Annotated in this window: 25 protein-coding genes and 2 pseudogenes; 21 read left to right on the top strand and 6 right to left on the bottom strand. The window is 38.9% G+C overall.

The annotated features are described in order from the left end of the window. Window positions 1–65: 65 nt before the first annotated feature. A complete protein-coding gene (locus QNH43_RS13360) occupies window positions 66–221 on the bottom strand; it encodes a DUF4021 domain-containing protein (protein WP_283918206.1) in 156 nt (51 codons plus the stop codon). 226 nt (window positions 222–447) lie between these two features. On the opposite strand from QNH43_RS13360, the gene QNH43_RS13365 reads away from it, so the two are divergent. Further along, window positions 448–1,095: a lysozyme family protein gene (locus tag QNH43_RS13365; protein ID WP_434060174.1), complete on the top strand. Its 648-nt coding sequence runs from the start codon at window positions 448–450 to the stop codon at window positions 1,093–1,095. A gap of 89 nt (window positions 1,096–1,184) precedes the next feature. On the opposite strand, the gene QNH43_RS13370 is transcribed toward QNH43_RS13365, so the two are convergent. From QNH43_RS13370 to QNH43_RS13385, 4 genes are all read right to left on the bottom strand, one after another. Next, window positions 1,185–1,736 (bottom strand): ribonuclease FAU-1 family protein, encoded by a 552-nt coding sequence (locus tag QNH43_RS13370; protein WP_283918207.1) that lies wholly within the window; start codon window positions 1,734–1,736, stop codon window positions 1,185–1,187. A gap of 215 nt (window positions 1,737–1,951) precedes the next feature. Next, complete coding sequence (locus tag QNH43_RS13375) at window positions 1,952–2,452, bottom strand: VOC family protein (RefSeq protein ID WP_283918208.1); 501 nt, start codon at window positions 2,450–2,452, stop codon at window positions 1,952–1,954. A 382-nt stretch (window positions 2,453–2,834) separates the two neighbouring features. Further along, window positions 2,835–3,248: a VOC family protein gene (locus tag QNH43_RS13380; RefSeq protein WP_283918209.1), complete on the bottom strand. Its 414-nt coding sequence runs from the start codon at window positions 3,246–3,248 to the stop codon at window positions 2,835–2,837. Between the two features lie 66 nt (window positions 3,249–3,314). Then, on the bottom strand, window positions 3,315–3,782 hold the full coding sequence (locus QNH43_RS13385) for a DinB family protein (protein ID WP_283918210.1): 468 nt from the start codon (window positions 3,780–3,782) through the stop codon (window positions 3,315–3,317). Window positions 3,783–4,168: 386 nt separating this feature from the next. Between QNH43_RS13385 and QNH43_RS13390 the strand changes: the two genes are divergently transcribed. After that, window positions 4,169–4,549, top strand: coding sequence for a VOC family protein (locus tag QNH43_RS13390; protein WP_283918211.1), 381 nt, complete (start codon window positions 4,169–4,171; stop codon window positions 4,547–4,549). Between the two features lie 83 nt (window positions 4,550–4,632). Here the strand turns inward: QNH43_RS13390 and QNH43_RS13395 are convergent, their stop codons facing one another. Further along, a complete protein-coding gene (locus QNH43_RS13395; protein WP_283918212.1) occupies window positions 4,633–4,953 on the bottom strand; it encodes a 2Fe-2S iron-sulfur cluster-binding protein in 321 nt (106 codons plus the stop codon). 268 nt (window positions 4,954–5,221) lie between these two features. On the opposite strand from QNH43_RS13395, the gene cdaS reads away from it, so the two are divergent. The 19 genes and pseudogenes from cdaS (at window position 5,222) to QNH43_RS13485 (ending at window position 24,898) form a co-directional block, all read left to right on the top strand. Beyond that, the gene (gene cdaS / locus QNH43_RS13400) at window positions 5,222–5,848 is read left to right on the top strand and encodes a sporulation-specific diadenylate cyclase CdaS (protein WP_434060175.1); all 627 of its coding nucleotides are present in this window, start codon (window positions 5,222–5,224) and stop codon (window positions 5,846–5,848) included. A gap of 277 nt (window positions 5,849–6,125) precedes the next feature. After that, window positions 6,126–6,872, top strand: coding sequence for a type I methionyl aminopeptidase (map, locus tag QNH43_RS13405; protein WP_192204779.1), 747 nt, complete (start codon window positions 6,126–6,128; stop codon window positions 6,870–6,872). 245 nt (window positions 6,873–7,117) lie between these two features. Then, a complete protein-coding gene (locus tag QNH43_RS13410) occupies window positions 7,118–7,870 on the top strand; it encodes a PadR family transcriptional regulator (protein ID WP_076369211.1) in 753 nt (250 codons plus the stop codon). A 105-nt stretch (window positions 7,871–7,975) separates the two neighbouring features. Further along, window positions 7,976–9,223, top strand: coding sequence for a GTPase family protein (locus QNH43_RS13415; RefSeq protein ID WP_283918214.1), 1,248 nt, complete (start codon window positions 7,976–7,978; stop codon window positions 9,221–9,223). A gap of 115 nt (window positions 9,224–9,338) precedes the next feature. Continuing rightward, window positions 9,339–10,481 (top strand): acyl-CoA dehydrogenase family protein, encoded by a 1,143-nt coding sequence (locus QNH43_RS13420; RefSeq protein ID WP_434060176.1) that lies wholly within the window; start codon window positions 9,339–9,341, stop codon window positions 10,479–10,481. 277 nt (window positions 10,482–10,758) lie between these two features. Further along, a pseudogene (locus QNH43_RS13425) lies at window positions 10,759–11,095 on the top strand (metal-sensing transcriptional repressor). 235 nt (window positions 11,096–11,330) lie between these two features. Continuing rightward, window positions 11,331–11,570, top strand: a complete 240-nt coding sequence (gene copZ / locus QNH43_RS13430; protein WP_283918215.1) for a copper chaperone CopZ — start codon at window positions 11,331–11,333, stop codon at window positions 11,568–11,570. Window positions 11,571–11,661: 91 nt separating this feature from the next. Further along, the gene (locus QNH43_RS13435; RefSeq protein ID WP_283918216.1) at window positions 11,662–14,082 is read left to right on the top strand and encodes a heavy metal translocating P-type ATPase; all 2,421 of its coding nucleotides are present in this window, start codon (window positions 11,662–11,664) and stop codon (window positions 14,080–14,082) included. Window positions 14,083–14,111: 29 nt separating this feature from the next. After that, on the top strand, window positions 14,112–14,987 hold the full coding sequence (locus QNH43_RS13440; protein WP_283918217.1) for a DUF8832 domain-containing protein: 876 nt from the start codon (window positions 14,112–14,114) through the stop codon (window positions 14,985–14,987). A 21-nt stretch (window positions 14,988–15,008) separates the two neighbouring features. Next, window positions 15,009–15,347, top strand: coding sequence for a (2Fe-2S) ferredoxin domain-containing protein (locus tag QNH43_RS13445; RefSeq protein ID WP_283918218.1), 339 nt, complete (start codon window positions 15,009–15,011; stop codon window positions 15,345–15,347). 162 nt (window positions 15,348–15,509) lie between these two features. Continuing rightward, window positions 15,510–15,773 (top strand): annotated as a pseudogene (locus QNH43_RS13450) (Lrp/AsnC ligand binding domain-containing protein); the annotation flags it as partial. Window positions 15,774–15,926: 153 nt separating this feature from the next. After that, window positions 15,927–17,189: a sensor histidine kinase gene (locus QNH43_RS13455; protein WP_283918219.1), complete on the top strand. Its 1,263-nt coding sequence runs from the start codon at window positions 15,927–15,929 to the stop codon at window positions 17,187–17,189. A 107-nt stretch (window positions 17,190–17,296) separates the two neighbouring features. Then, window positions 17,297–19,285: an acetoacetate--CoA ligase gene (locus QNH43_RS13460; RefSeq protein WP_283918220.1), complete on the top strand. Its 1,989-nt coding sequence runs from the start codon at window positions 17,297–17,299 to the stop codon at window positions 19,283–19,285. Between the two features lie 611 nt (window positions 19,286–19,896). Next, entirely contained in the window at window positions 19,897–20,163 is a 267-nt protein-coding gene (locus tag QNH43_RS27795) for a hypothetical protein (protein WP_434060199.1), read from the top strand. Window positions 20,164–20,267: 104 nt separating this feature from the next. Next, a complete protein-coding gene (locus tag QNH43_RS13465; protein ID WP_283918221.1) occupies window positions 20,268–20,591 on the top strand; it encodes a putative quinol monooxygenase in 324 nt (107 codons plus the stop codon). Window positions 20,592–20,661: 70 nt separating this feature from the next. Continuing rightward, window positions 20,662–21,204, top strand: coding sequence for an NADPH-dependent FMN reductase (locus tag QNH43_RS13470; RefSeq protein ID WP_283918222.1), 543 nt, complete (start codon window positions 20,662–20,664; stop codon window positions 21,202–21,204). Between the two features lie 317 nt (window positions 21,205–21,521). Beyond that, the gene (locus tag QNH43_RS13475; protein WP_076369225.1) at window positions 21,522–22,514 is read left to right on the top strand and encodes a thiamine pyrophosphate-dependent dehydrogenase E1 component subunit alpha; all 993 of its coding nucleotides are present in this window, start codon (window positions 21,522–21,524) and stop codon (window positions 22,512–22,514) included. Window positions 22,515–22,535: 21 nt separating this feature from the next. Next, window positions 22,536–23,570 carry an alpha-ketoacid dehydrogenase subunit beta gene (locus QNH43_RS13480; RefSeq protein WP_076369227.1) on the top strand — a complete coding sequence of 345 codons (1,035 nt, stop codon included), beginning with the start codon at window positions 22,536–22,538 and terminating at the stop codon, window positions 23,568–23,570. A gap of 107 nt (window positions 23,571–23,677) precedes the next feature. Next, window positions 23,678–24,898 (top strand): dihydrolipoamide acetyltransferase family protein, encoded by a 1,221-nt coding sequence (locus QNH43_RS13485; protein WP_283918223.1) that lies wholly within the window; start codon window positions 23,678–23,680, stop codon window positions 24,896–24,898. Window positions 24,899–24,912 lie beyond the last annotated feature (14 nt).

Here is a 24,912-nt window from a genome sequence, read left to right on the forward strand (position 1 = left end):
AAATTGATGAACTCATTAAAAAAACGCCATACAAGGCGCTTAACAAAATTTCAAGAAACCAATCGTCATTTTTCTTTATCATGAAGTTTATCTTCATATTCAGTTTCCAACATACCATACAGACCATTCATTTCTTGTTCATCAGGATCTGCCCCAAACTCATTTCTATTTTTTATCTTTTTATCATCAAGGATTTCTCCTTTATCATTTTTCCTATCCATACATATCACCTCCACACAATAGTGTGTCTCATTATCTGAAAAAACATACGCTGAGTGACCAGGTCTTTTTAAGCTTTCTTGCGTTTATGTTAAGAGTTAAAAATAAAATACTAATTCAATGCTAGTAATCTATTTTCTAGAACATTTAATTGGTATTCTAAATAGTTATTACTCTTACTATTTGTTAAAATATAAATATATAACTTAGAGATAACGGAGAGAGATTGTGAAGAAGAAACGTAAGAAATCAAAGAATGTTTTTGTCATTTTTATCCTCATCTTTGCATTTTTGCTAATAAAAGAGATCATGCGAACCCCCAATTACGAAAATGTTTCCACATCAGTAAATACGCTTGATTCTTTTGCGAATGTGAAAAAGTATAGTTCACTTCTCAGGGACGAGTTGGCTAAATACGGTCTTGAGGAGCATACTTCGACATTGATTGCTTTGATGCAGCAGGAAAGCCGAGGACGGGGAGGTGACCCAATGCAGGCATCTGAGTCAGCGGGTCTTGATCCAAATACGATCACAGATCCAACGGAAAGCATTAAGTATGGAGTGAAACACTTTAAGAGAATCAATGAATATGGCAAGGAAAAGGACGTGGATTTTGCCACGATCATCCAAGCATATAACATGGGAATTGGTTATATTGATTTCGTTGCGAATAAAGGTGGCAAGCATACTGAGGAGCTTGCGAAGAAGTTTTCCATGCTTCAGGTCGAAAAAAACCCTAGCCTTTATGATTGCGGCGGAGACAAAGGAAATTTTCGATACCCATATTGCTACGGTGATTACTCATACAGTGCGAAGGTATCTAAGAACATTGAGGAGCTTGCCGACAGTATATCAGCTCAAGCAGATGGTGAGTGAGGGAGAACAAAAAGCCTACTGAATGAAGTAGGCTTTTTGCTCATTGTAAAGGTTTCAATGTTGTGGAGATAAAAGAATCAAAACCAATCTCATTTGTTGTTCAACCATGGAAGGATGTCTTTATGTTTATAGAGTTTCTCGGATTCTGAAATGGTTCGTGAAAGAAGAATATCAATGGAATCAAGTAAAGAGTTTAGGGCTAGTTTAACAGAACCACTCTTATATTGCTCTAATGGCACAGGTAACTCTTCCTCGTCTAAAATAAAATGTTCCCCATCCGGAAGCACCAAGATATCAATGATCAAATCCTCAAAGGATACCAACTTATCCTCCATATATGTATTCCTTACAATATTAAAATAGGATCCTAAATAATGCCCTTCGTTATCTCTCCAGATGTATAAATTATAAGGACGGTCTTTCCAATAATGAGCAATCGTATAACTGCCTATAGGAATGGTTAGTTTTATAGGACCCGCTTTCATCGTGAACGAATCCATGATTTCATGAAAAAGCACGACATGTTGATTTTGTGCTTTTAACAGCAAACAGCTATATTCCACAACTAAGGAGTCATAGCGGATTTTTCTTTCTATTATTTCATCGCCACGCTGTAATTCTGGTGTAGATTTATTGTCCATCGTTTCTATATCTCCCTTAAAAACTATCTAGATCATTCATTTCATTATACTTAATAAGGTTTTCTTTTCTAAAAAGGAGATCGCCAGGAAAGTGAGGAGTAACAACTTTTAGGAATAATTTAAACACCTGCAGTACCGAGAAACTAGGCTTTATTTACTTCAAAACGTATACTTCTGGAATAAACACAACTTACAGGATAGTTGTTTCATGGAACTTATCCTATATACGCCTGCTTTAAAGTTTTTATGTCAATTTTCTTCATTTGGAGCAACGCTTTCATAACCCTTTCTGATTTTTCAGGATTGGAGTCGTTTACCATCTCGGTTAGTTCCGCAGGAACAATTTGCCATGAAACGCCAAATCGATCTTTCAGCCAACCGCACACTTGCGCTTTTTCGTCTCCGCCTTCGGAAAGTTTTTCCCAATAAAAATCCACATCTTCTTGATCCTCGCAATTGATGATAAATGATATGGCCTCTGTGAATTTGAATTGAGGACCGCCATTCAATGCTACGAATGCTTGTCCTTCCAATTCAAATTCCAGTGTCATCACTGATCCCTCTGGCTTCCCGTGGATTTGATTTCCTTCATTTCCATAACGAGTGATTCTACCGATTTTAGAATTTTCGAAGATGGAAGTGTAGAACATTGCCGCCTCTTCAGCATTAGTATCGAACCACAAGTTGGTAGTGATTTTTTGAATTTTGTTTTTCAAAATTTTTTCTCCTTTCATGTTTAGCGGTGAGGTATTAGGGAGCTGGGAATTTATCCGATAAGATTAAATATCTTGAAGGTACCCTATTACTATACACCATTTATTAGGGACCAAGAAAATGATGTAAGGGTTAGGGTGAAGTTATAAACCGTTCTGAGAAATCAAGTTTTACTAGCCAATCATTATAGCTAGTCCCTTAATTTTAATGACCCTTATATAGCATCCCCATCTCTAAGGGGTAACGAATATTTATTTCCTTATGCTAGTTACATTATCTTTGTTCCTGGTGAAGGAAAAACAAAAAAGGATATAGAAACTTTTCACCAGTGAAAAGACCTATATCCAATTTGAAGAATAATCAATAAAGGGTCATGTTCATTTCTCAGCTCTCGAAGTTAAATTGCCATTTGATTCCGAATTTATCGGTTAACTGACCGTAAATTTTACTCCAGAATGTTTCTTGGAGCTCAAGACCAACCGTGCCGCCCACACTTAGTTTGTTAAAAATCGATTTGATTTCTTCCACGTCATTACCAACATATGCCAGGCTGATATTGTTGCCTTCAACAAAGGGCATACCAGGAAAAGTATCGGAAAACATGACATTGCTTCCATTAATCTTCAGCCTTGTATGCATGACTAAATCTTTCGCTTCTTCTGGAAGGGGAAATTCCGGATTAGCAGGTGTTTCCCCAAAGGTCATGATATTTGGTTGTTCGGTTCCAAAAACATCTGCGTAGAACTCTACTGCTTCTCGACAATTCCCATTAAAATTAAGATATGCATCAATTGACATTCATCTCACTCCATTTTTTTTATTTTTTATTCGTTGCTACAAGCATTATGACATCTTGTTTCATCATTACCTGACGAAAAACTCCGGTGGTTCAATTCCGAGTGTTCTAAGATAGATATAGCCTTGTCCCCTATGATGGATCTCATTTTCCAAGGCGTATTGAAGCCTATCAAAGTGGCTTTGTGAGGGACCGAAAAAGGGATCCTTTTCCACAACTGCGAGCGTTCCCTCGGTCATTTCCTCCCACAGTTTCCTAGTATCATCCCTTACTGCTTCGCAAGCTGAAACTAGTTCCTCTTTGGTGGAAATTCCAGCAAACGAATCTGGATACTCCCAAACACTAAGTGCAATGCCACGCATATATCCAGTCTCAATGTTCAGGATTTCTTTAACCATCTCTGCGAAAGGGCGAAGCTTCCCGGCCGGGGTATAGTGAAATAATTCCTCTTCAGGAAAGGCTTCAACCACCCGCATCGTTAATCTCCTGTTGCCTTCCAATATATTTAACAAACCCTCTTTCGATAGAACCACCATTTCACTCTCCTTTGAGAAATACTCTGTATAGATGTTCTGGGGAAAATCAAAAATCCCTGCAACTCCTGCAAATTTCTGTATGTAAAGTTTGTACAGCTTTTTTTAACTACCGGCGGCAGCTTCCTAAAAATATCATTTTCCTTATACACTTGATGAAATGAATAGGAGCATTAAAACAGCGACGTTTTTTTACTATTAGAGATATAAAGTTATAGTAGCGTTAACTGTGGTAGCGTAATATCTGGAAGGGAATTCTCATTTGGTAAATATTGATTAAATCTTGTATTTATTATACGATTCAATTAGTTATATATTTCCAACCAACAATATCCTTATACGTAATGGATATCATTAATAACGGAGCCACCAGAAAGGGAGAGAAGCAAATGATTAATAAAATCGGTCAAATCATGTTATATGTAAATAACCAAGATGAATCATTGAAATTTTGGACGGAAAAATTCGGTTTTAGTGTAATTTCTGAAGAAGATAATGGCCAAGGGCTAAGATGGATTGAAATAGCCCCAACTAAGGAAGCACAAACGAGTATCATCCTGCATAATAAGGAATTCATTGCTAAAATGCAGCCGGAATTAAATCTTAATACACCTTCGTTAATGTTTTACTCGGATAATCTTGATGAATTATATAAAGATTTTTCGGAAAAGAATATCAAAGTTGGGGAACTTGTGAATATGCCATCTGGAAGAGTCTTCAATTTTGCTGATAATGAAGATAATTACTTTGCGGTCATGGAAAAGAAGTAAATCATTTAGCTAAAGATAAAAGAACATCAAAACGACTAGAAAAACTATTTTTTAGTCATTTTGATGTTTTTTGATACTACTATTTAGTCCGCAGGCCTTGGCCCAGCAGGAACTCCAGAGTTCTCAACCGTCTTGATCGGCCGAACGGTTATGTCTCCATTCACGTAAATTTGACAAGATAGACGCAAATGATCTTCCATTCCTTTTTCCTCAAAGACCTTTTTTTCTTTATGTGTGACCTCCAAAAAATCACCTGCCAATATTTCCACTCTGCAAGTTGTACATTTAGCCTTCCCGCCGCAGCGGTGGAGAATATTAATACCGTTATCTTCCAATGCTAATACTAGCTTTTTTCCATTTTCCACTTCAAACGTTCCTTGGTCAAATACTGTTACGTAAGGCATCAGATACCACCTCTTATTCTAAGATATTTTTCAATAGGTCATTAACATATCTATTCTTTTACCTTGTCCATATGACATAAAAAAATGTGAAGTCATTACTGATTGATAGTTAAGATGAATAATTAATTAGCTTGAAGACAAACTTTAAGTACATTCATAATTATAAATTTAACAAGGCATAAATAGAGCTAGGTAAAATAAGAATGGTCTTTTAGAGGCCAATTAAGATTTATTGAAAAAGAGAGTGAAATAATAAAAAGGGAGGTGCATGCCTGTGACTAATGGCAATTGTGATTTTTCACCAATGAAACAAATGTTAAAAGAGGAAATTAGCCAAGTCATATCGGCATTACAGGATAACTTAGAAGCAATGGGTAATGAAAATTATTGTCTCCTTGGAAATTTCGAGAAAATAAAGGATAAATTTGTATACATCGATATGAAAGCAGCAACCTTTTATTTGAACTGTTATTTGTCACCGTTTACGGACAAATATCCCGAATTATCAATTTGCGTACAAAATTTGTCGAACTTGAGACATGGCGGGTTGATTGTGATTCAACGGGGAGATCCTCTTGATTCTTTGATCCAACCAGGTATTTCAATAGGAGCGGAGTTAACCCATTCTTTATTGGAATCAATTTTTTTCCCTGGAAATCCACTACATGATGGTGCTGTATTGGTTAGTCAAAATCAAATTGTTTCTGCAGCAAATGTCCTTCCGCTTTCCGAAAGATCAACAGGGGGAAAAAAACTTGGAACTCGCCATCGCTCTGCTTTAGGTTTATCTGAACGAAGTGACGCCCTTGTATTGGTCGTATCAGAGGAAACAGGAAGAGTTTCATTTGCATTTAATGGGAATCTGTACCCAATTAATGCTCATGGGCCTATATAGAATTTTTAAGATCATTAAGTCCATGGTGATGATAATGTTCTAGGTAATTAACACCTGGAATATTCAATTGTGTAAGAAACGGAAACGTTGGCTTCGATTTTTAACACTTTTGTAATTCAAAAGCTTATTTTTCTCCGAATTACAGGTACAGAAAAGGTCATGAATTATTTAACCCGGTGATTTTTACCGGGTTTTTGGTTGCTTTTTATATAAAAAAAGGCATATGATAATTAAGGAGTCTCAATCAGAAAAGTTATAAAACGAAAGAGGATTTTAAATGATAACCATTAAAAGTGAACGAGAAATAAATTTGATGCATGAAGCGGGCAAACTTCTTGCTGCGACGCATAGAGAAATCGCCAAAATGATAAAACCGGGCATCACGACTTGGGAAATCGAAGAGTTTGTCGATAAGTACTTGGCAGAGCATGGTGCTACACCTGAACAAAAGGGCTATAACGGCTACAAATATGCAACGTGTGCATCAGTGAATGATGTAATCTGCCACGGCTTTCCGCAAAAGAAAGCCTTAAAAGAGGGTGACATCGTTACGATTGATATGGTGGTGAACCTTAACGGAGGTTTGGCGGATTCAGCTTGGACATATGCAGTCGGTGAAGTTTCCGATGAAGCTCAGCGTTTAATGGATGTAACCAAGAATGCTTTATATAGAGGCATCGAAGTTGCACGGGCAGGAAATCGTCTTGGGGACATCGGGCATGCAATCCAGTCATATGCAGAAGGTGAGAAGTTTTCTGTTGTCCGCGATTTTACAGGACACGGAATCGGTAAAACCATGCATGAGGACCCAACCGTCCTACATTATGGTAAGCCAGGTAAAGGTGCCCGTCTAAAAGAGGGTATGGTCATCACGATCGAGCCAATGTTGAATGCGGGAACATGGCACATGAAAATGGACCAAGACGGTTGGACGGCGAGAACGGCAGATGGAAAACTTTCCGCCCAATATGAACATACCCTCGTCATTACAAAAGAAGATCCAATCATTTTAACGGAACAGTAAACAAAAAGAAGAAACGGCCTTAACATGGGCCGTTTCTTCTTTTTGTTATATTAAAATATTTCATAATAAACCTCGACAGAATACTCTGAATTCCCTCATCCCACAACAGATCGAATTCGAAAAATTAGTACTAGGCAGTTAGGCATTAAAAACTTTACTATTATGTGGGAGCACAGGATAATAAGGGGAAGGAAGAAATAATTAATAATATGTTATATAAACACGATATAAAGGGGGTTTTGACAGTGAAGAAAGGGGAGAAACTGTCTGCAACGGTTGAAACGGTTGGGTTGAGCCAGCGGGAATTTTTAACGATTTTTTTACTACACTCTTTGAGAATAAAAGCGAATTATCCAAGGGCGATTCATCAGGACCTAAAAAATACGTTCACTGGAAAAGTGCATAGCTATGACTATCTATGTAAAATATCCAATACGCTAGTCGAATCCAACCATTTATCATTATATACGAATAAGGGAAGAAATTATTATCAAATTACTGAAAAAGGCAAAGAGCTTTACATATGGTACCAAGAAAATTTCCTGGAACGGTTTTCCGAAGTGAAAAAGGTCATTGATCGCTTCATGTTCGATTTAAGGGGTTCTGGTGAAAACCCACCGGTTCTTAATGAGCTTCCTGAAGAATACAGGTCGTATTTCTCGAAAATAATATCGGTGAAAGACCTTGTCCGTTATGTAACTTTAAAAGCCGCTTTCACTAAGAAGCCCATTTACATGGGGGAAATTGGAGATCTGCTTAAAAATCAGTTCGGTTGGATCGCTTCAAACGGCTATTTATACGATTTATCTCATGAAATGGAAGAGAACGGCCTTCTTGTCGGCAGGTGGGAAAGTGAAAAACGAACTAAACGATATTTACGAATCACCGATGAAGGACAGCATCATTACAAACAGATTGCGGATTCTGCCGCCTTTCAAGTCCAGGAAATCCAAAAATACATGGCCAGTGTCGTTATGTTCTTAAAAGAAAAGAGCTAAATGAAAATAAGAAATGGGCCCCTTAAGAATGAAGTTACATGCTTAAATTGAATCGTTCAAGGGTAAATGTTACTTAAAACACTTCTTAACAAGGGGGAATGACTGATGGTGGAAAAACACGATGAAATGGGAAGCATATTCAGTTTCATTAAAGGCCAGGTAGATAAGCTGCCCATTTCACAATCGAAAAAGAACAAAATGCTGGACCAGCTCTTAAAGCTTAAAACGATGACAGTTGATGCAAGGGAACCGAGGATTGCTCTTGTCGGAAGGCGAGGGTCCGGAAAATCATCACTGATCAATGCGATGTTTGGTCAGGAACGGCAATATGTCAGTTCCGTTAAATCTGGAACGGGTAAGGGAAAATGGCTTTGGTACCCGAGTGATGCCGAGCCCAAAATCCGTTTGCTGGACTCCCGGGGGCTGGGAGAGAGCGAAGCACCCACGGAAGAGTTTGAAGCAGAAACACCAATGGATGAATTGATAAAAGCGGTAACCGAGGAACAGCCAGATGTGTTTCTTTTCTTGATTAAAGCAAAAGAAACTGATTCACGGATTGAAGAAGATTTAAAAGAATTGAATAAGCTGCGCAAAATCGTTAAAGAGAATCACCATTATGATGTACCCGTCATCTGTGTGGTCACACAAGTGGATGAATTGGATCCCCCACATTATAAACAAGCACCTTTTGATGCCAATCCTAAGAAAAAACAAAATATTGATGAAGCCATCGCTTTGATGTCAAAACGATTTAAAGAGAATGATATACCACTATTGAACATCATTCCTACTTGTTCGTATATTGATTTTGATGAAAGCGGAAATATTGAATACGATATGCGATGGAACATAGATTTGCTTTCTGATTACTTGATCGAGGCCTTACCCAGTGAAGCGAAGCTGAAGACCGCCAAAGCGATGCAGAGCCAATTCGTTAAGAAGAAATTCGCGCGGACGATAGTGGGAACGTTTACGGCAATAGCCGGTATAATCGGTGCGGAGCCAATACCTTTCGCCGATTTTCCCATTTTGACCGGCATTCAAGGTTTGATGATTGTGGTGATTGGATTTATCGCGGATAAAGAAATCAATACAAAAACGGCAAGTGAATTCATTGCGGCATTAGGGATCAATGTTGGAATCGGTCTCCTTGTCAGGGAAGGTGTCAGGGCTGCAGTCCGTTTCATCCCAGGAGCTGGTCTAGCCGTTTCCGGTGCGGTAGCGGGCGCGGTCACATATGGAATCGGGCAAGCGGCGATAGCTTACTTTCTCGAAAACAAAGATATTGATCAGGCGAAGGAAGCTTACAAGAACGCGAACAAAGAATATAAAAATGAAGACATTGACTCTTAATGCGCAGATTCAAACCATAAACTACACTAAGGTGATATGATAAAGTGGAGTTCGCAGTTCTGTTTCTGCTGCTGGATGGTTCTGGATTTTGTTTACTACAGGAGGGATGATCTTCATGTCGTTTTTTCAATCACAGAAGCAAAAAGAATATATTCAAAAATTAGAGGAAGCGATTCAGTCCTTTACCGGCCGATCTGAAGCGCTTGATGATTCAAAGGGATTTCCTTTTGAAAACATTCAGGAATTAAAGGAATTCGGATACCCCCAATTAACTTTAGCAAAAGAGGATGGAGGATATGGCGGTTCCTTATATGATTTTCTCCTATGCCAAGAAAAAATAGCTCAATATTGCGGCCCAACAGCCTTAGGAATAGGCTGGCATGTCGGAACGGTCCTATCCTTAACGGAGAAGAGACCATGGGAAAAAGGAGTCATGAATGAATTGTTCGATGAAGTGTCGAAAGGCGCACTCATCAACACGGCAGCATCTGAGGCTGGCACGGGAAGCCCGACGCGCGGAGGCCGACCGGAAACGATCGCTATCAAAAAAGGTCAACAATGGAATTTGAATGGCAGAAAGACCTTCACTACACTATCTCCCGTCCTTGATATTTTTCTAGTAACGGCATGGGTTCCCGAGGATGAGCGGCTAGGCACATTTTTAATTCACCGTGATGTAATGGGGGTAAGTATAGAAGAAACTTGGGATATGATTTCCATGCAGGGGACAGGAAGTCATGATCTGGTGTTAAATGACGTCAGCCTGCCTGAAAAGTATTATGTCATGAAAAGCACTTCTGGAGAAAAAAGAAAACCTGAAGCGTGGCTATTACATATACCGGCTTGCTACTTGGGAATCGCAGTGGCTGCCAGAAATTACGCAGTCGAATTTGCGAAAACCTATTCTCCCAATAGCTTACCAGGACCAATCAGGGACCTTCCGAATGTTCAACGGACAATTGGGGAGATGGAACTGGAATTGGGCGAAGCACACCATTTCCTCTACTCTGTCGCAGAAAAATGGGTCCGGCACCCTGAAAATCATGATGAATTATCGAAGCAATTGGGTGCTGTTAAGTTATCGGTCGTCAACAAATCGATTTCCATCGTCGATAAAGCGATGAGGGTCGTCGGAGCCAAAAGCTTACAACGAAATAATCCCCTGCAACGTTACTATAGGGATGTACGCGCAGGGCTTCATAATCCTCCGATGGATGATGCGACAATCACCATGCTCGCAAAGTCAGCTCTTTATTAAATTCGTACTCGGATATTTTTGATGGCACTGGAATGACTTCGTCGTTTCAGTGTTTTTTCCTGTTCTTTTTCTAGCCAATCATCCTTGGTACCACCATGCTTTAGCTCTTAGAAGAAATCAAAAGCAAATTTTAATACAAAATCAGATTAGTCAGGGAATCATCCATGAGTTATAAAAAATACTATGTTCAATAACTTTTTTTAGTATATATAAAATGGGCTTTACATACCATAGAGGGGTATAGTATTATTCGTTAAAGGAGTTGAGAAAAATTGACATGAATTTAGATAGTCTTGATAATATTGTTGTAATCGATTCATGTTGCTCATCAGAATATAAATGGAAAAGTCACCATTCAGTTAATGTGAAAAATAATTTAGTAACAAGGTTAAATCGAGTGGAAGGACAAATTCGGGAAATAAAAGGGTTAATTGAAAAGATACGTACATGACGAATTACACAAATAGCTGCGACCCAATTATCTTTAAATAGTGTTTCTCGAATTTAATTGGAGGGTCATTTAAAAAGATGTGTTCTTGAAAGAATTCAAGAGGGAGTTAGAGAGGTTTTGGATGAGGTAATTGGTTACATTTCAAAAATTAATGAAAAAATAGAAGGGGATTGAGCCATCATGGAAAAAACATTTTAAATGTAAAGGGTATGTCCTATGGGAATTGAATTAAAGCGATTGAATGTAGTGTAGGGAAATTAACTGGAGTATACTCCGTGAAAGTAAAATTGGATTCAAGAACGTGCTGATTAAGGAACAATTTTTTTTGAAATTAATATACTATACCAGGGTATGGTTTTTTATTAAATAAAATCAAATAAATTAAGGAGGACAAAAGAATGAAGAAAGTAATATTAACAGTGAAAGGAATGTCATGTGGGCATTGTATTAATTCAATTGAAGGGAACGTAAGAAAAATGTATGGAGTTCATTTTGTAAAGGTTCACTTAGATGAAGAAAAAGTAGATGTATCATTTGATTCGAAAGCAGTTTCTTTAAAGGAGATTACTGACATGATAGAGGACCAAGGTTATGGAGTGGAGCTAAAGAAATTACCTAAAGATCAAAGTTGTCACTAAGGAATTGAAAAACGTGCTGTCTCATCCCGGCACGTTTTCTTCCCTAAAAAATATACCCCACTGTAGTATGTGGTGATAGGAGTGTAAGGTTATGAGCGATAAAAAAGAAATAACACTTCAAATAGCTGGCATGACGTGTGCAGCCTGTGCAATGAGAATAGAAAAAGGTCTCAAAAAAATAGATGGAGTAGAAGATGCAAGCGTAAATTTTGCGTTAGAAAAATCAAAATTAACGTTTGATCCATCCAAATCAAGTGTTAACCAACTTAAAGATAAAGTTGAATCCTTAGGGTATAAAGTGGTTAGTGAAAAAGCGGAATTTGATATATCTGGTATGACATGCGCTGCATGTGCTAACAGGATTGAAAAACGTTTAAACAAGGTAGATGGAGTACAAAACGCAACTGTAAACTTCGCCTTAGAATCAGCCCTTGTAGAATATAATCCTGACGAAGTTTCGGTCCCTGATATGAAGGATGCCATTAAGAAATTGGGTTATCATTTAGAACAAAAGCAAGAAACTACAGGCGAAAAGGTTGATCATAGACAGAAGGAAATTGAGAAACAAACAGGAAAATTCATATTCTCTTCTATTTTGTCCATCCCTTTACTTTGGGCGATGGTCAGTCATTTTGAATTTACATCTTTTATTTGGCTACCAGAGATGTTCATGAATCCATGGGTCCAACTCGCGCTTGCGACTCCTGTTCAATTTTTTGTTGGAGGCCAGTTTTACGTAGGCGCCTTTAAAGCATTAAGGAATAAAAGTGCAAACATGGATGTTTTAGTTGCACTTGGAACCTCTGCAGCCTATTTCTATAGTGTTTACTTAAGCATTATGTCAATAGGGTCCGAAGCACACATGGTTGAATTATATTTTGAAACAAGTGCTGTGTTAATTACACTTATAATACTAGGTAAGTTATTTGAAGCAAAAGCAAAAGGGCGTTCATCGGAGGCCATAAAAAAACTTATGGGTCTGCAAGCCAAAACAGCCACAGTTTTAAGAGACGGTCAAGAAATGAATTTATCTATCGAAGAGGTAATAGCTGGAGATATCGTTTATGTTAAACCAGGTGAAAAGGTACCTGTAGACGGAGAAATATTTGAAGGGAGATCTGCCCTAGATGAGTCAATGATTACAGGTGAAAGTATTCCTGTTGATAAAACAGTAGGAGATTTAGTAATTGGCTCAACAATTAACAAAAACGGGTTTCTGAAGGTTAAGGCAACAAAGGTAGGAAAGGATACCGCCTTAGCTCAAATTATCAAAGTAGTCGAAGAAGCACAAGGATCCAAAGCTCCTATTCAACGCTTAGCCGATGTCATCTCAGGAATATTTGTCCCTATTGTAGTGGGGATAGCAATTATTACGTTTCTTGTGTGGTACTTTGCTGTAAGTCCGGGAGAGTTTGCAGTAGCTCTTGAAAAGTTAATTGCCGTATTAGTTATCGCATGTCCATGTGCTCTAGGTCTAGCTACTCCGACTTCCATTATGGCTGGATCAGGTCGCGCAGCTGAATATGGGATTTTGTTTAAAGGCGGGGAGCATCTTGAAACGACTCATCGAGTGAATACAGTGATTCTTGATAAAACGGGAACTGTAACAAATGGAAAACCAACACTTACTGATGTTATTCTCTCAAATGGGATTGAAGAAAAGGAATTTTTTAAGCTAGTCGGAGCTGCAGAAAGAAATTCTGAACATCCGTTAGCTGAGGCAATTGTTGAGGGCATAAAAGAAAAAGGGATTGAACTAGGCAACTCTGAACATTTTGAAGCGATTCCTGGCTTTGGAATTGAATCTACAATTGAAAACAAATCCTTATTAATTGGAACACGCCGTTTAATGGCTAAAAACAGGATTAATATTCAAGACATATTACCGCAAATGGAAAACTTAGAGAAACAAGGCAAGACTGCAATGCTAGTAGCCATTGATAATCAATTCGCTGGAGTGATTGCTGTCGCAGATACAATTAAAGAAACCTCTCAGAAAGCAATTGAAAGGTTAAAAGAGATGGATCTGGAAGTCGTCATGATTACAGGTGATAACAAGCAGACAGCTCAAGCAATTGCAAATGAGGTCGGAATTGACCATGTTATAGCAGAAGTCCTGCCTGAAGGTAAGGCAGAGGAAGTTAAAAAGCTTCAAAAAGCTGGAAAGATAGTGGCAATGGTCGGTGATGGAATTAACGATGCTCCAGCGTTAGCTACTGCTGATATTGGCATGGCCATCGGTACGGGTACGGATGTAGCAATGGAAGCTGCTGATATCACCTTAATCAGAGGAGACCTAAATAGTATTGCCGATGCCATCTTTATGAGTAAAATGACGATTCGAAATATCAAGCAAAATTTATTTTGGGCCTTTGCTTATAATGCTATAGGAGTTCCAATTGCAGCACTAGGATTTCTGGCACCGTGGCTTGCAGGAGTAGCCATGGCATTTAGTTCAGTTTCAGTTGTTTTAAACGCACTCAGATTACAAAGGATTAAGTTAAAAGGATAATCTATCTATTTAAAAGAGAGGGTTTTTTCATGAAACAAAAAAACATGTTGACCTGGGCGATTTCAGCCATTGTGTATCTTGGATTAGTAATTGGCGGTTATTCCATATATGCAAGCTTGAACAGTAATAACGATCACTCGGATACCCATGCGGCAAAAACAAAGGGTGATGAGGAAAAAGAATCTATTATTGAGCAATCACATAACGATAATCATACGAGCAAAAAAAGTGATGGTAAGGATGGGCATTCAGATCATGTAGCTCATTCAGAAAGTGAAGTGGTCACTAACGTAAAATATGAAAAAGGTATAATTACCATTGATGTGAAGGATAAAAATCAAAATTCACCTAATTTAGAGATATCACATGAAAAGATTATGCATTTAATTATTGTAAGTGCCGACTTAGAAGACTTTTATCATTTACATCCTGAGGAAAAAGGAAATGGCGTTTATACTCTTAAATTCGACCTACCTGAAAACTCTTATAAAGCATTTGTTGACATTAAACCCAAAAACCTTGCCTATCAGGTTAGTCCGGTAGGGCTGCAGGTAGGGAAAAGTCATAGTGAACATAAGGAAAACCCACTTAAGGTTGATACAAACTTAACAAAAACAATCAATCAAAAAACAGTTGAATTAACAACTACAGAGCTAGGAATAAACAAAGCTGTGACGTTAAGTTTTGATACGAAAGGGATTACTCCAAAGCCCTATCTGGGTGCTCTAGGCCATGTTGTTATTTTGGATGATAAGGGTGAAAATTTTGTTCATGTGCACCCTGCATCAGAAGAAAAGACACTATTTGAAACAAAATTTGATAAACCTGGGATCTACAAAGTGTGGGGAGAATTTAAATTTGATGGTAAAGTCAATAGCTATCCATTTGTTATAGAGGTCAAATAAAAAAGAAAAAGGGGAATTTTTATGAACTTAGATGGGGTTAGCAGGCATCTATTAATTTGCAACGGGAAAACATGCACGAAAAATGGAGCAGAAGAAGTAACAGAGACCATTAGGGGAGAATTGAAAAACTTAGAGCTGCAAAAGGAGATTCACACAACAAAAACATTATGTAACGGCCAATGCAAGCATGGTCCAATCGCTGTTCTATATCCACAAGGAACCTGGTATAAAGAAATGAATAAAACAAAAAGTGAAGAACTTATTCGACGATTGAAAGAAAATGACAATGTTCATATAGGTTCTGAACTTTATTACCATGATGGGAAAACATTCAGGAACCATGAGAGTAATGAACTGTAACATCTTACTTCTATATCTAAAATCGGTTTCTTAACAGGGCGTTTTTCTAGAAGGAAAAAAATTGCGATATACAATGGACTGATCATTTTTAACGATCAGTCCATATTTCCATCAATAGGGTTTACGTCTCCCCATTAATACTAATTAAAAATTGTTGTCTTAGAAAAAATGGAAGTTTTGGAAAGGGCATTAGTGTCTAGGTCAGAAGTATTGGAGTTTCATTGTTTAACAGGTGAGTATGATTAACTTTTAAAAGTGGAGAATAAAGATCGGAAGGAATTAGAAATATTTTTTAGAAAGTTAAATAAACTAGGAATTACAAGAACTCTAACTAGTCTAGCTCTTAGAGAATTCAACAGTTTTACCAATATAGGAAGAAAATACCTGTTTGTAAAAGTACACTTTACGAACGGGTATTTTTTATAACATCACCTCAAATTCTTTTCTGATGTCGGGAGAGGAACCTTTTAAGTTCCCGCATCGAAATTTCACTAGCTTATCATTCTCTATCTTGTTATTATTGAAATACCTGTCTAAATCTTCGAAAAATATCGAAAGTTCGGTGTAAAAATGAATCTTATGACAAAAGATTTACTGATTAACTTTTTAATAATCCTTTTTCCAATCTTTTTATTGCAAATGAGCTATCTAGTGAAGTACGTATACCGTTTAGATGCATTAAAAGGATCCTTCCTATCGATTTTCCCTATTCTTTCACTTGTTCTATGCATGTTATTTCCCGTTGTTATAGAAGAGGATTTTGTTTGGGACCTCAGATGGATCCCTTTTCTTTTAGGCGGTTTATATGGGGGCTATCGGTTAGGAATCATATTGATAGTCATCACTCTTCTTATTCGCTATTTATCAGGGGGGGAAAATGGATTTTATATCTCATGTATAACTTTTCCACTCATTGGTGTTTCCGTGTTTTTTATATCTAAATACTATCTAAAAATGTCTGTCAGTAAAAAAATCTGTATGGGTATATCATTAATATTCATTGTCCATATTCTCACACAGTTTATTTCAACAGTAGTATTTGAACTTCCTATCGGTATAAGTCTATGGAAACAATACTTCTCGATCCATGTCATAGGAATCATTGTTGTAATCTTATTATGGGAAGTCATCCTCACTAATTTTCAGGTTCTCGAAAAATTAGTGAAAGCGGAAAAATTACAGGTCGTCAGTCATCTGGCTGCAAGCATATCTCATGAAGTCAGAAATCCCCTTACAGTTACCAGGGGATATATTCAAATGTTAAGTGAAGATGTGTCTTCCCATACAAAGGTCAAATATGCAAATATTGCACTGAATGAATTAGATCGGGCCACGGAGGTCATTAATGATTATTTGACTTTTGCCGCCATAAGCCCTGAAAACACAGAGCGATTAAGGATATCCGAGGAAATTCAGCATGTCGTGGACAGCATAAAACCCTTTGCTTATAATAATGGAATAAAATTGAAGTTATCCCTACTCGAAGATAGGGCTTATTATGTCATGGGTGAAAGGAAGAAATTCCAGCAATGCTTATTCAATATCATAAAGAATGGAATAGAATCGATGGTCCATGATGGCGAAATATACATTCATTTATTTCATGCAGCCTCCACCATCCAAATTAAGATCCAAGATCAGGGAATTGGAATGACACAGGAACAAATATACCGTTTAGGTGAGCCTTACTTCACGACAAAAAATAAAGGGACGGGATTAGGTATGATGGTTTCATATAGCGTTATCAAAAGCATGGATGGAACGGTACATGTATCTAGTGTACAAGGGAAAGGGACATGTTTCTCTATTAACCTGCCCATACATAGAAACGAGCTTATTTAAGATTAGTGTAAATTGACGGTTTTAAACTCATAGATTACAATTTAAGTAAACTACCAATATTATGAAATGATTCAATAACGCATTTGATACCTAAGGGAGATGATGAAATGAAATCGCTTACAGATGGGCAAATCATTTGGGAACCGACAAAGGAACAAATCGAGCAAACGGTATTGACTCAATATGTGAAATGGTTAAAAGAAAAGAAAGGTTTAACATTTCATGATTATCATGAATTATGGAAATGGTCGGTAGATGAACAGGAGGAATTTTGGGCTTCAATTTGGGATTATTGTGAAGTAAAAGCAGCCAGGAAATATGACAGGGTTTTAGCGGAGCAATCAATGCCTGGTGCGAAATGGTTCGAGGGGGCAAGGCTTAATTATGCTGAAAATGCATTATTGAATGATCAAGAAGGGAAAACGGCGATTTTTTTTCGCTCCGAACATATCAGGCAGCAAGAGGTCAGCTGGAAAGAGCTGAAAGAAAAAGTAGCTTCTGTCGCCCATTCATTAAGGAAACTTGGTGTGAAATCCGGTGACCGTGTTGTTGCCTATATGCCGAATATTCCCGAAGCGGTCATAGCTTTCTTGGCAACAGCAAGCATAGGTGCCATCTGGTCCAGTTGCTCACCTGACTTTGGGGCAAGAAGCGTCATAGATCGGTTCAAACAGATTGAACCGGTTGTATTACTGGCAGTTGATGGGTATCAGTACAACGGAAATGTATATGATAAAACATCAGTCGTCTCTCAGCTTAAACAGGAATTGGCTACCGTCAAGCATACCGTGTTGGTTCCTTACATAGAAAAAAAGAATTTGGAAGTGAATCTCTCAGATATGATTGCTTGGGATGATCTTTTAAAAGAAAAGGCAGAATTATCTTTTGAAAGTGTTCCGTTCGATCATCCGCTGTGGATCCTTTATTCATCAGGTACAACCGGGATGCCAAAACCAATTGTACAAGGGCATGGCGGCATATTATTGGAGCATTTTAAATCTACAAGAATCCATCAAGGCATGACTTCCGAGGATACTATATTCTGGTTTACGACGACAGGATGGATGATGTGGAACCTCCTTATGGGCGGTTTGCTTAACGAAGGGACCATCGTCCTTTATGACGGCAGTCCTTCTTTTCCGAATATGGATGCCCTTTGGGAATTGGCGGAAGATACAGGCATGACTTTCTTTGGAACAAGTGCACCTTTCCTTACTAATTCCATGAAGTTGGGAAACAAACCCATGGAAAAATATGATTTATCCAAATTGAAAGCTCTTTTTTCCACTGGAGCTCCATTGTCTGGCGACGGTTATAAATGGGTGTATGAGAATGTCAAGAAGGATATCTGGCTCAGTTCATCCAGTGGCGGAACCGATGTTTGTGCCGGATTTGTTGGTGGTGTTCCCACACTACCCGTGAGAATCGGAGAGATACAAGGTAGGGCATTAGGTGTTTGTGCGGAAGCCTTTGATGAGCATGGTCAAACATTGATAAATGAAGTCGGTGAACTGGTCATTACCAAACCGATGCCGTCCATGCCGTTATACTTCTGGAATGATCAAGACGGTTCACGATACTACGAGAGTTATTTCGATACATATCCTGGCATATGGAAACATGGTGATTGGATAAAAATCGACGACAAAGGCAGCTGTATCATTTATGGACGTTCCGACTCGACCATAAACCGTTCTGGTGTACGGATGGGAACTAGCGATATCTACCGGGTCGTCGAAGCGATCGACGAGGTGATGGAAAGCCTTGTCATAGATAGGGAAGTGCTTGGCCGCGGATCATCACTGCTGCTGTTCGTTGTTCTTAAGCCCGGTAAAAGCCTGGATACAGCATTGACGGCAAAAATCAAGGAACAAATCAGAGGGCATGTGTCCCCTCGCTTTATACCTGACCAAATCCATGTCGTTGAACAAATTCCCAAAACGTTGAACGGAAAGAAAATGGAAGTCCCGATACGTAAAGTGTTATTAGGTTTCGAGTTTGATGAAGTAGTCAATGCAGACTCCATGGGAAATCCAGAATCGCTACAGTTCTTTAAAGAATTAGCTCTCGAGTTGAATGAGAAAAAAATATTCTAGCAATCAGACGGAGCAAAAAGCTCCGTCTATTTTTATAATGCTTTAGAACGATCTTGGTGATAAACGCGGGACTTCCTAAGGAATACGCAAATGAACCCCCGTTATAATTGGCCATCTATGACACGAAAGGCGATATGTTTGTGTAGATAACTCGTATAATGCACCTTTTCCCGATCAATCATTTGGACTTGCCTCCATCTGAATAAGAATGTGTACTGCTGGAAATTTTCTTGACAATTTTAAAACAGATGAATAGAATAAAACCAATAGTCAGTAAGTACTGACAGTCTACTTAGAGGGAGTGAGAGCATGAGTAGCAGTAATAAGCTAAGTACTGATGAAGGCAGTCAATCTATTAACAGAGAAAAGGTACAACGGTGTCTCCACTCAGGTAATTGCTGTTGCCACAGGCTTGGGTGAAAAAGCACTGTTCCGTCCCGTCGCTTTGGAAGCAAGAAAAATCTTCTAGAAACGGCATTTGACCGATATCACTATGCCGAAGAGATGACAAATTTTTTTTTATGAAGGGCAAATCGTGGAATTTACATTCAGACTTACAGATGATCAGTCGAACATATCATGAAATCATGAATCGTAACCCGAAAATGATTATGATAAGTATCAAGGAGGCAGGCAATTTACCTGGGCTTCGAGAAAGAGCACATAAGCACTCTCGACAGTTACTGGGAATCTTGACCAAATATTTTAACACGATGCATGAAGGAGGAAAGCTCATTCACACAGATCCAGAGCTGAAGGCGTTTTCATTCATGAAGATGAATTTCGGGGCCTTTATGAACAACCTGGATGACCATAGAACTAACCAACCGTGTCCCTGGAGGCATTTATTGTGGAGAGTGTGTGCAAACATTTACTAGGGCATTTTTTCATGATTGATAATGACAGTTAGTACAGACACCCTCTAAAATTCCGAATTTAATGATTTGAGAAAAAATAATATAAATGACAGGAGATTATGAATATGGAATCAAGTAATACAATAGTATGGATAAATGTATTTACAGCTAAACCAGGCAAACTAGATGAATTGGTTGCTATCCAAGCTGAAGAACTACTCAATTTCAAGAAGGGATCTCAAGGTGTTCCTGATTGGATTAGTAGCCGTTGGCATCGTTCTGTTGATAAAAATAAGGCAATTATGGTAACTACCTTTGAGAGTATTGATCATCATAAAAATTGGTTAGAAAAAAGTGAATTTAGAGAACACCTTAACAAAATAAATCATCTTATTGAAGATTCAGAAGGTGGATACTACACCTTAGTGGAAGACATCGGAAATTTGTAAATCCATAAAATTATAAATCTATTTAGTTTAATCAAATTATTTGCCAGTCATTAACGAGGAGGAGAAATCATTGGAAAAATTAAATATCGGAATTATCTTAGGAAGCACACGTAAAGGACGCGTTAGTCCACAAGTAGGAAATTGGGTAAAAGAAATAGCTGATAAACGAGTAGATGCAAATTATGAAATCGTCGATATCGCAGATTTTAAATTGCCCTTTGTCGGAGAAGGTACTGGTAAAGAACCAGGATTATTAGCTTGGTCAGAAAAACTTTCTAGCTTAGATGGATTTGTGTTTATCGTACAAGAATACAATCACAGTATTACAGGGGCATTAAAAAACGCACTTGATTCCGCACGTGATGAATGGAACAACAAAGCTGCGGGTATCGTGAGCTATGGTTCAACTGGCGGAGCTCGTGCAGCCGAACATTTGCGTGGCATCTTAGGGGAATTACTAGTTGCGGACGTTCGGGTAAATCCAACATTATCACTATTTACAGACTTTGAAAACTTTAAGACATTTAAACCAGCTGATTTGCACCTTGGTAATATCCATGCAATGTTAGATCAAACGATTGCATGGAGTGGTGCATTAAAAAAATTACGATAGGTTGGAGAGATTACTACCTATCGTTCCCCCCTAATTATTTAACAAAATTCATGATAGTAATACTGACACTTAAATAAATGGTGCATAAAGTGCTTTTCCTTAAACAGGCTGCCTCCACATTCAAACCAGCTTTTCTCTTTGAATTGGGATAGTATATCTAAAAAAACGAGACAAAACGAGACAACAATCTCATTTTGTCTCGTTTTGTTTCGATTAAAAATAGATAAAATCCTAATTTTACCGACCTCCCAACTTGGCACGGCATTTGCAATATCAATATAAAGATTGACTCATTATTAATGATTGGGGGCTAAAAAATGGAAACGGTTCAATCGAATGAAATCAAGTTATCACAGGACAGGGCTTATTGGATGTACAAAAAAATGCTGGAGATCAGGAAATTCGAAGACCAAGTTCATGAATCTTTTGCTAAAGGGATTTTACCAGGTTTTGTCCATTTATATGCTGGGGAAGAAGCGGTAGCTGTTGGAGTATGTGCCCACCTTTCCGAAAAGGACAGCATTACAAGCACTCACAGGGGGCATGGCCACTGTATTGCAAAAGAATGTGACCTTAATGGGATGATGGCTGAAATCTACGGGAAAGTGACAGGGCTTTGCAAGGGAAAAGGAGGTTCCATGCATATTGCCGATTTGGATAAGGGGATGTTAGGTGCAAACGGGATAGTTGGTGGAGGCTTTCCGCTCGCATGCGGTGCAGCATTAACTGCGAAATATAAGAAGACCGATCATGTTAGTGTTTGTTTTTTTGGTGATGGTGCCAATAATCATGGGACATTCCATGAAGGTATAAATCTGGCGGCAATTTGGAAGCTACCCGTAATATTCATCGCAGAAAATAATGGGTATGGGGAGGCAACGCCATTCAATTATGCTTCTAGCTGTAAAACGATAGCCGATCGGGCGATTAGCTACAATATCCCGGGTGTCCGAGTGGATGGGAAAGATGTTTTGGCTGTGTATAAGGCTGCCGAAGAAGCCGTTCAGAGGGCTCGCAGGGGAGACGGTCCATCATTGATCGAATGCGTTACTTATCGTAATTATGGACACTTCGAGGGAGATGCACAGAAATATAAAAAAGAACAAGATAAAAAGGAACATATACAAGAGAAAGATGCGATTGCCCTGTTTAGGAATTACTTACTCAAACAGAATCTACTGGCTGAAAAAGAACTGATTTCTCTTGAGATTGCCGTTGAGGAATCTATCAAACAAGCAGTCAAGTTCAGTGAAGATAGTCCATATCCAGAGGCTTCCGATTTATTAAAAGATGTTTATGTATCCTATTAAATAATAAAAGGAGGAATTGAGATGAGTAGAAAAATCAGTATGTCACAGGCAATAAATGAAGCAATGGCCATGGCAATGAGAAAAGATGAAAATGTCATCCTTATGGGAGAGGATGTAGCCGGAGGCGCAGAGGTTGATCATTTGCAGGATGACGAAGCATGGGGTGGTGTTTTAGGTGTCACAAAAGGATTGGTTCAAGAGTTTGGCCGCGATAGAATCCTTGATACGCCCATTGCGGAAGCCGGTTATATGGGGGCGGCCATGGCAGCCGCTTCGACAGGCTTACGACCGATTGCCGAGCTAATGTTCAATGATTTCATTGGCAGCTGTTTGGATGAAGTATTGAATCAAGGTGCCAAGTTCCGCTATATGTTTGGAGGAAAAGCACAGGTTCCCGTGACAATCCGTACGATGCATGGTGCAGGGTTCAGAGCTGCGGCACAGCATTCCCAAAGCCTTTATGCCTTGTTCACTAGCATTCCTGGATTGAAGGTCGTTGTTCCCTCATCCCCCTATGACGCAAAAGGGCTCTTACTTTCAGCCATAGAAGATAATGATCCGGTCATCTTTTTTGAAGATAAAACGCTTTACAACATGGTTGGGGAGGTTCCGGAGGGCTACTATACAATCCCAATCGGCAAAGCTGAAATTAAAAGGAAAGGCTCGGATTTGACGGTCGTTGCCATCGGTAAACAAGTTCACACCGCGATGGAGGCTGCTGAAAAACTTACTGCTAAAGGCATTGAAGTCGAGATTGTCGACCCGCGGAGCTTGTCACCACTGGATGAAGAATCAATTCTCAACTCAGTGGCAAAAACAAATCGTTTGATCGTGATCGATGAAGCGAACCCAAGATGCAGCGTCGCAACGGATATTGCCGCACTGGTCGCGGATAAGGGATTTGACACGCTCGATGCGCCAATCAAGAGGATCACGGCACCACATACTCCTGTACCTTTTTCTCCACCGCTTGAAGATATCTACCTTCCAACATCAGAAAAAGTGATACAAGTCGTTTCAGAATTATTGGGGGAGCCTTCCATTCTTGGGGTGTAATTAAATCTATATGATGCATGCTCCAGCTTTTTCGCATAGATCTGCAAAAGTTGGAGCAACAAAACCAATGATGGACACAGAAACCAATCTGAAGGGAGAAAAAAGATATGGCGGTCGAGGTAGTAATGCCGAAATTGGGCATGGCAATGAAAGAAGGCACTGTTTCGTTGTGGAGCAAGGCTGTTGGGGATCCAGTCGAAAAAGGTGAAGCAATTGCCAGTATCAATTCAGAGAAAATAGAAATGGATATTGAATCTCCAGCGGAAGGTACGATTCTGAATATAGCAGTTCAAGAAGGACAAGGAGTACCTCCAGGAACCGTTATCTGTCATATCGGAAATCCGAATGAAAAAATAATGATCGATGATCAAGTTGCGGAACCAACCCAGTCGAAAATTGTTGAACAAGAAAAGCCAAAAACAAAAGAGTCATCCATTTTGCCAAAGGGAGATCGCTTGATGATCACCCCGGTTGCACGAAAAATGGCACTGGCAGCGAATCTTGATATTGAGAAGATTCAAGGCACCGGGCCAGGAGGAAGAATCACTAAAGAAGATATACAGAAAGTAATTGAAAAAAGGGATTTCATGTCAGTAAATACAGAAGAAAGAATAGTTCCCCCCCAACCTACTTTAGAGAATCCGCAGCATATTCCTGTAACCGGAATGAGGAACATCATTGCAAAACGTATGAAAGAGAGCTTGCAAAGCAGTGCCCAATTAACTCTAACGATGAAAGTTGATGTCACTGATTTAGTCATTTTGCAAAAACAGGCTACTGAAACGCTACAAAAACAGGAATCAACTAAATTGACTATAACAGACTTTGTTGCCAAGGCTGTCGTGCTTTCACTTAAAGAGCATCCTAAAATGAATAGTGCTTATATTGAAGATAACATCATTTTGTATGAGCAAATCCATCTTGGATTAGCAGTGGCCTTGGAAAAGGGGCTCGTTGTTCCCGTTATAAGAAATGCCGAAAATTGTACCCTAAGACAGTTATCGAAAAAGGGTAAGGAATTGGCCCGATGTGCACGTGACGGTCAATTGCCCATTGAAGACATGCAAGGGTCCACTTTTACAATCAGTAACCTTGGAGCATATGGCGTTGAGCATTTTACACCGATTCTCAATACACCGGAAACGGGGATACTTGGAATTGGCTCTGCATACGATACCCCGCGTTACATTGGCGAAGAATTGAAGAAGAGAACGATCTTGCCACTCAGTTTAACGTTTGATCACCGTGTACTTGACGGGGCACCCGCGGCTGCCTTTTTACAAACACTAAAACGGTATTTAGAAGAGCCGATCACCGTGATTTTATAGAAAAGGAGGGAAAG

Origin of the sequence: Peribacillus simplex, assembly GCF_030123325.1 — a bacterium.
GTDB lineage: Bacteria > Bacillota > Bacilli > Bacillales > DSM-1321 > Peribacillus > Peribacillus simplex_D.

Excerpts from the sequence above, each read along its gene's own strand:
- QNH43_RS13445 (WP_283918218.1), top strand. The coding sequence starts at position 15,009 with ATGAACTTAGATGGGGTTAGCAGGCATCTATTAATTTGCAACGGGAAA.
- QNH43_RS13360 (WP_283918206.1), bottom strand. The coding sequence starts at position 221 with ATGGATAGGAAAAATGATAAAGGAGAAATCCTTGATGATAAAAAGATA.
- QNH43_RS13370 (WP_283918207.1), bottom strand. The coding sequence starts at position 1,736 with ATGGACAATAAATCTACACCAGAATTACAGCGTGGCGATGAAATAATA.
- QNH43_RS13475 (WP_076369225.1), top strand. The coding sequence starts at position 21,522 with ATGGAAACGGTTCAATCGAATGAAATCAAGTTATCACAGGACAGGGCT.
- QNH43_RS13480 (WP_076369227.1), top strand. The coding sequence starts at position 22,536 with ATGAGTAGAAAAATCAGTATGTCACAGGCAATAAATGAAGCAATGGCC.
- copZ (WP_283918215.1), top strand. The coding sequence starts at position 11,331 with ATGAAGAAAGTAATATTAACAGTGAAAGGAATGTCATGTGGGCATTGT.
- QNH43_RS13435 (WP_283918216.1), top strand. The coding sequence starts at position 11,662 with ATGAGCGATAAAAAAGAAATAACACTTCAAATAGCTGGCATGACGTGT.
- map (WP_192204779.1), top strand. The coding sequence starts at position 6,126 with ATGATAACCATTAAAAGTGAACGAGAAATAAATTTGATGCATGAAGCG.
- QNH43_RS13390 (WP_283918211.1), top strand. The coding sequence starts at position 4,169 with ATGATTAATAAAATCGGTCAAATCATGTTATATGTAAATAACCAAGAT.
- QNH43_RS13415 (WP_283918214.1), top strand. The coding sequence starts at position 7,976 with ATGGTGGAAAAACACGATGAAATGGGAAGCATATTCAGTTTCATTAAA.
- QNH43_RS13460 (WP_283918220.1), top strand. The coding sequence starts at position 17,297 with ATGAAATCGCTTACAGATGGGCAAATCATTTGGGAACCGACAAAGGAA.
- QNH43_RS13420 (WP_434060176.1), top strand. The coding sequence starts at position 9,339 with ATGTCGTTTTTTCAATCACAGAAGCAAAAAGAATATATTCAAAAATTA.
- QNH43_RS13380 (WP_283918209.1), bottom strand. The coding sequence starts at position 3,248 with ATGTCAATTGATGCATATCTTAATTTTAATGGGAATTGTCGAGAAGCA.
- QNH43_RS13465 (WP_283918221.1), top strand. The coding sequence starts at position 20,268 with ATGGAATCAAGTAATACAATAGTATGGATAAATGTATTTACAGCTAAA.
- cdaS (WP_434060175.1), top strand. The coding sequence starts at position 5,222 with ATGCCTGTGACTAATGGCAATTGTGATTTTTCACCAATGAAACAAATG.
- QNH43_RS13485 (WP_283918223.1), top strand. The coding sequence starts at position 23,678 with ATGGCGGTCGAGGTAGTAATGCCGAAATTGGGCATGGCAATGAAAGAA.
- QNH43_RS13395 (WP_283918212.1), bottom strand. The coding sequence starts at position 4,953 with ATGCCTTACGTAACAGTATTTGACCAAGGAACGTTTGAAGTGGAAAAT.
- QNH43_RS13440 (WP_283918217.1), top strand. The coding sequence starts at position 14,112 with ATGAAACAAAAAAACATGTTGACCTGGGCGATTTCAGCCATTGTGTAT.
- QNH43_RS27795 (WP_434060199.1), top strand. The coding sequence starts at position 19,897 with ATGATAAGTATCAAGGAGGCAGGCAATTTACCTGGGCTTCGAGAAAGA.
- QNH43_RS13385 (WP_283918210.1), bottom strand. The coding sequence starts at position 3,782 with ATGGTGGTTCTATCGAAAGAGGGTTTGTTAAATATATTGGAAGGCAAC.
- QNH43_RS13455 (WP_283918219.1), top strand. The coding sequence starts at position 15,927 with ATGACAAAAGATTTACTGATTAACTTTTTAATAATCCTTTTTCCAATC.